We start from the raw sequence: 6,056 nt of genomic DNA, 5'->3' as shown, positions 1-6,056 counted from the left end.
CAGCAGCGCGGGCAGGTGCTCGCCCCCCGCCCGGCCGGCGGCCGGCAGGGCGAGCGCCAGCAGCACCAGGGGCAGGACCAGCAGCCGCGCGGGCGTGACAAGGCCCGGATGCCGCGCCCGCCAGCCGGACCAGAGCACCAGGCCCAGCACCAGCCAGACCCAGAGCGGCGTGCCTGCCAGGAGGGCCATGCCACGGACTCCATCTTTACGATGGAAAGATTCAGGCGGGCGCGCGGCCGCTCGTCAAGCCGAAATTTCCACTGTAAAGATCTGCATGGACCCGACGCCCCGCCCCTATCGCCATGGCAACCTGCCCGCCGCCCTGCTGCAGGCGGCCCGCGCCATCCTGGCCGAGGAGGGCATCGCCGGGCTGAAGCTGCGCGCCATCACCCGGCGCGCCGGCGTCTCCCACACCGCCGCCGCGCCGCATTTCGGCGATTTGACCGGGCTGCTCAGCGAACTGGCCGCCACCGGCTTCGAGGCGCTGGTGGCCGAGATGCTGGGGGCGGAGCCGGCGCGGGCCACGCCGCTCGCCATCGGGCGGGGCTATCTGGCCTTCGCCCTGCGCGAGCCGGCGCTGTTCAGCCTGATGTATCGGCGCGACATGCTGGACCCGGCGCATCCGCGGCTGCGCGCCGCGCAGGCGGCGGCGGATGCCGCCCTGTCCCGCGCCGCCGGCCGCCCCGACCATCCCGAACGCCTCTCGCCCGCCGAGGCCGGGCGCCAGGCCATGGCCTGGGCCAGCGTGCACGGGCTGGCGACCCTGGCCATCGCCGGGCAGCTGGACGGGCTGGCCCGCCGCGCCGACGCCCCGCTGCCCGCCTTGCTGGAGGCGGCGCTGGCCAGCATGGCCGATCCCAGCCGCTAGGGGCGGGCTTGGCATCCCCCTCCGGCGGCCCAACACTCCTGCTGCGTCACAGGAGAGAGGATACCGCCATGGCCGAGAGCAACCGCCAGATCCTGCTGAAGGCCCGCCCCAGCGGCCGCCCCGGGCCGGAGCATTTTGAGCTGGTCGAGCGCCCCCTGCCCGAGCCCGGCCGGGGCGAGGTGCTGCTGCGCCACCGCGTGCTCTCCCTCGACCCCTATATGCGCGGGCGGATGGACGATGCCGCCTCCTACGCCAAGCCGGTCGCGCTGGGCGAGGTGATGGAGGGCGAATGCGTGGCCGAGGTGCTGGCCAGCCACCATCCCGGCTACGCCCCCGGCGACTGGGTGCGCGGCGCCCGCGGCTGGCAGACCCATTCCGCCGCGCATGGCAGCACGCTGGTCAAGCTGCCCTCGACCGGCGGCGTGCCGCCCAGCGCCTATCTCGGCGTGCTGGGCATGCCCGGCACCACCGCCTGGGTCGGCGTCACCGAGATCGGCCGGCCCAAGCCGGGCGAGGTCTTCGTGGTCTCCGCCGCCTCGGGCGCGGTGGGCAGCGTCGCCGGGCAGATCGCCAAGAAGCTGGGCTGCCGGGTCATCGGCATCGCCGGCGGGCCGGAGAAGTGCCGCTACGTGACCGAGGAGCTGGGCTTCGACGCGTGCCTCGACCATCGCGGCGACCTCGGCGCGGCGCTGGACGAGGCCTGCCCCGAGGGCATCGACGTCTATTTCGAGAATGTCGGCGGCGCGGTGCAGGAGGCGGTGTTCCCGCGCATGCGCAGCTTCGGCCGCATCGCCTTCTGCGGCACGGTCGCCACCTACAATGTCCGCCCGCTGCCGCCCGGGCCCAATCTGGGCGCCCTGGTGAAGAAGAAGCTGCGCCTGCAGGGCTTCATCGTCAGCGACCACCCGCAAGCCTGGGTGGAATGGCAGCGCATCGGCGGCGCCTGGGTGGCGGAGGGCAGCCTGCGCTGGCGCGAGGACCGCGCGAAGGGGCTGGAGAACGCGCCGGAAGCGTTCATCGGCCTGCTCGAAGGCAAGAATTTCGGGAAGCTTGTTGTAGAGATTTAATTCCTTCTTTTTCTGAAGAAAAAGAAGCAAAAAGACTTTGTTCGTTTGGCGTCCCGCCTCAGGCCCCAGGCGGGACGCCAACGGACAAAAGTTTTTTGGTTCTTTTTTTCAAAAAAGAACGCTTTCTTCCTCCCTGTCATACACTTTCCTGCCCGCGACATAGGTCGCGCGCACGCAGCGCTCATCTCCGAGCGTCATCAGCACGAAGAGCCGCTCCAGCAGATCCGCGCAGAGCCCCATGCGGAAGCCGAGCAGCGGCGTCGCTGCCAGGTCCAGCACCACCAGGTCGGCCTCCCGCCCTGGCTCCAGGCTGCCGATGCGCCCCTCCAGCGCCAGCGCCTCCGCCCCGCCGCGCGTCGCCATCCAGAAGGCCTGGGCGGCGGTGATCGGCTCGCCCGCCAGGCGGGAGACCTTGTAGGCATCCCCCATGTTGCGCAGCGCGCAGAGGCTGGTCCCCGCCCCGATGTCGGAGCCGAGGCCGAGCGCCACCTCCCGCCCCTCGCGCCGCGCCTGGCGCGCGCGGAACAGGCCGGAGCCGAGGAAGAGGTTGGAGCCGGGGCAATGCGCGATGGCGCTGCCGCTGGCGTGGCAATGGCACAGCTCGCCCTCGGAGAGGTGGATGCCATGGCCGAAGATGGCGCGCCGCCCGGTCAGCCCGGCGCGGCGATAGACGTCGAGGTAATCCGACGCCTCGGGGAAAAGCTGCCGCACCCAGTCCAGCTCCGCCGGGCTCTCGGAGAGATGCGTCTGCATATAGCTGCCCGGATGCTCGGCCCAGAGCCGGCCGGCGGCGGCGAGCTGCTCGGGCGTGGAGGTGGGGGCGAAGCGCGGGGTGATGGCGTAGAGCTGCCGCCCCTTGCCGTGCCAGCGGCGGATCAGCGCGGCGCTTTCCGCGATGCCGCCGCCGGGCGGGTCCAGCAGCGCCGGCGGCGCGTTGCGGTCCATCAGCACCTTGCCGGCGATCATGCGGGTGTTCAGCCGCGCCGATTCGGCGAAGAAGGCCTCGGCCGAGGCCGCGTGGACGGTGCCGTAGACGGCGGCGCTGGTGGTGCCGGCGGCCAGCAGCTCGCGCAGGAACAGGCGGGCCACGCGGGCGGCGTGGTCCGGGTCGGCAAAGGCGGCCTCGGCCGGGAAGGTGTAGCGGGCGAGCCAGCCCAGCAGTTCCTCTCCCGGCGCGGCGACCATCGGCAGCTGCGGGTAGTGGACATGCGCGTCGATGAAGCCGGGGCAGAGCAGCGCGCCTGGCCAGTGCTCGACCGCCAGACCGGCCGGCGCCGCGCCGGGCCAGGGGGCGATGGAGGCGATCTCGCCCGCCTCGATCACCAGCAGCGCGTCCGGCCAGTGCTGCAACGCCTCCGCCGCCGGGACGCGGAACGGGTCCGCCCGGAAGCTGATCGCCGCGCCGCGCAACGCCCGTGCCGCCATGGCGGTTCCTCCTGCCCGATGCCGTCATCCTGCAACGCAGCGTAAAACCGCGAAACAGCGGCGGCGCCCACGCCCCAGCTGCCCTAGATCCGCCTTGAACCGGCCGGATACCGGTCGCGCCTTGGCGCCGCGTGGCGCCGACCCCTGGATGAGCGGACCCGATGCTGAGCTCCCTGCCCGACACCATCCTGGCCCTGTCGCTGCTGCTGATCGTGGTCAGCGCCATCCAGCCCTTGGCGCGGCGGCTGATGCTCTCCAGCACCGTGCTGCTGGCGGTGGTGGGGGTGCTGCTCGGCGCCGGCGCCACCTTCGTGCTGAACACCAGCCGCGCCACGCCGCTGGACGAGGTGGCGACCAGCCTGGTCCGCCTGCCGGTGAGCGCCGAGGTGTTCCTGTTCCTGTTCCTGCCGCTGCTGGTGTTCCACGGCTCGCTGTCGATCGATGTGCGGCGCCTGGCGCGGGACTGGGCGCCGGTGCTGGTGATGGCGGTGGTCGCCGTGCTGGTCACCACCGCGGCCATCGGCTTCGCCCTCGCCCCCATCGCCGGCGTGTCGCTGACCGCCTGCCTGATGCTGGGCGCCATCGTGGCGACCACCGACCCCTCCGCCGTGGTCGGCATCTTCCGCGAGATCGGCGCCAATAGCCGGCTGACCCGCCTGGTCGAGGGCGAGAGCCTGCTGAACGACGCCGCCGCCATCTCGATCTTCACCATCTTCCTGGCACAGCTGACCGGCGAGCACCCGGCGGCGCCGCTGCAGGCGGTGGTGACCTTCCTGACCTCCTTCGCGGGCGGCATGGCGGTGGGCTTCGTGCTGGCGCGGCTGATGCTGGCCGGGCTGCCCTGGCTGGGCGGCAACCGCACGGCGGAGGTGACGCTGACGCTCGCCCTGCCCTACCTCGCCTACATCCTGTGCGACGAGGCGCTGGGCTTCTCCGGCGTGGTCGCCGCCGCCGCCGCCGGGCTGACGGTCAGCGCCATCGGGCCTTCCACCTTCCGGCCGCGCTCCTGGCAGTTCCTGCAGGACGTGTGGGACCAGCTCTCCTTCTGGGCGAGCTCGATGGTGTTCATCCTGGCCTCGATGCTGGTGCCGCGGCTGCTGCTGGGCATGGAGCAGCACGACCTGCTGCTGATCGGCGTGGTGATCCTGGCCGCCATGGTGGCGCGCGCGGCGGTGCTGTTCGGCGTCATGCCGCTGCTGCTGCTGGCCAAGCTGTCGCAGCGCGTGCCCATTCCCTTCAAGGTGACCATGCTGTGGGGCGGGCTGCGCGGCGCCATCACCCTGGCCCTGGCCCTCGCCGTGACCGAGAACCGCGCCGTGCCGCGCGAGGTGCAGCAATTCGTCGCCATCGTCGCCACCGGCTATGTGCTCTCCACCCTGCTGGTGAACGGCACCACGCTGCGCTTCCTGGTGCGCGCGCTGAAGCTCGACCGGCTCTCCCCGGCCGACCAGGCGCTGCGCAACCAGGTGGTGGCGATCGGCCTCGGCGAGGTGCGCGACAAGCTGCGCAACACCGCGCGCGACTATGGCTTCTCCGCCGCCACCACCGCGCATGTGGTCGAGATGTACGACCACCGGGTGAAGGTGGAGACGGCGGCGAACACCTTCGACACCGCCATCTCCGACCGCGAGCGGGTCACCCTCGGCCTGATCACCTTCGCCAGCCAGGAGCGCTCGGTGCTGCTGGAGCTGTTCCAGGAGCAGGGGCTGTCGCGGCGGGTGATGGAGAACCTGCTGTGGAACGCCGAGAGCATGATCGACGGCGCCCGCACCGAGGGGCGGCTGGGCTACATCCAGGCGGCGCGGCGGCGGTTGCAGCCGGGCCTGCGCTTCCACGTCGCGCAATGGCTGCACCGGCGCTTCCGCATCGACACGCCGCTGATGCACTGCATGGCCGAGCGCTTCGAGATGCTGCTGCTGACGCATCTCGTCTCGGTGGCCATGGCGCGCTTCATGCGCCGGCGCATGGAGCCGGTGCTCGGCACCCGGGTGACCGAGGTGGTGGCCGACATCGTCGCCCGGCGGGAGGATCTGCTGGAGGACGCGATGGACACGCTGCGGCTGCAATATCCGGGCTATGCCGAGGCGCTGGAGACGCGGCTGCTGCGCCAGCTCGGCCTGCGGCTGGAGGCCGAGGAATACGCGACCCTGCGCCAGGAATCCCTGGTGGGCGAGGAGCTGCACGAGGAGCTGGTGCGCGGGCTGGAGACGCTGCGCCGCCAGGTGACGCGGCCGCTGCAGTTCAACATCCAGTCCGGCCTCGACCAGCGCATCGCCGAGTTCCCGCTCTTCGCCGGGCTGCAGGAGGCGCTGCGCCACGACCTGGCGATGAGCGTGACCAGCCGCTTCGTGGTGCCCGGCGAGACGCTCTACCGCCCGCGCCGCCGCGCCCGCTCGGTCTTCCTGATCAGCCGCGGCGAGGTGGTGCTGACCGAGGACGGGCGTGACACGCTGCTGACCCATGGCGACATCTTCGGCGACCAGGAGGTGCTGCGGAACACACGGCGCCGCGCCCGCGCCCGCGCCGCCAGCTTCTGCCACCTGCTGGAGCTGAGCGTGGCCGATTTCCACCGCCTGCTGGCCGAGGCGCCGTCGCTGGCCGGCCGCATCGAGCGCCTGACGGAGCAGCGCGCGGTGAGCCAGGAGCGCAGCGCCGCCCCGGACCGTGCCCCGCCGCCGCCGCAGCCCGCCTTGCCC

5 protein-coding genes are annotated in these 6,056 nt (G+C 72.2%); 3 read left to right on the top strand and 2 right to left on the bottom strand.

Annotated elements, in window-relative coordinates; genetic code table 11:
* Positions 1-189, bottom strand: a 189-nt coding sequence (locus HMPREF0731_RS25560; protein ID WP_007004965.1) for a hypothetical protein, incomplete at its 3' end; no start/stop codon positions are given.
* A gap of 85 nt (positions 190-274) precedes the next feature.
* Between HMPREF0731_RS25560 and HMPREF0731_RS14785 the strand changes: the two genes are divergently transcribed.
* Both HMPREF0731_RS14785 and HMPREF0731_RS14780 read left to right on the top strand, forming a co-directional pair.
* Positions 275-868: a TetR/AcrR family transcriptional regulator gene (locus HMPREF0731_RS14785; protein WP_040613396.1), complete on the top strand. Its 594-nt coding sequence runs from the start codon at positions 275-277 to the stop codon at positions 866-868.
* 68 nt (positions 869-936) lie between these two features.
* Entirely contained in the window at positions 937-1,935 is a 999-nt protein-coding gene (locus tag HMPREF0731_RS14780; protein WP_007004963.1) for an NADP-dependent oxidoreductase, read from the top strand.
* Between the two features lie 108 nt (positions 1,936-2,043).
* On the opposite strand, the gene guaD is transcribed toward HMPREF0731_RS14780, so the two are convergent.
* A complete protein-coding gene (gene guaD / locus HMPREF0731_RS14775) occupies positions 2,044-3,360 on the bottom strand; it encodes a guanine deaminase (protein WP_007004962.1) in 1,317 nt (438 codons plus the stop codon).
* Between the two features lie 161 nt (positions 3,361-3,521).
* Between guaD and HMPREF0731_RS14770 the strand changes: the two genes are divergently transcribed.
* The coding region (locus HMPREF0731_RS14770) for a cation:proton antiporter (RefSeq protein ID WP_007004961.1) at positions 3,522-6,056 on the top strand (2,535 nt) is incomplete at its 3' end.

It is taken from the genome of Pseudoroseomonas cervicalis ATCC 49957 (assembly GCF_000164635.1).
In the GTDB taxonomy this organism is placed as follows: Bacteria; Pseudomonadota; Alphaproteobacteria; order Acetobacterales; family Acetobacteraceae; genus Pseudoroseomonas; species Pseudoroseomonas cervicalis.
Note: the sequence above shows the minus strand (reverse complement) of the source record. Positions and strands in the feature narration are given on the sequence as shown.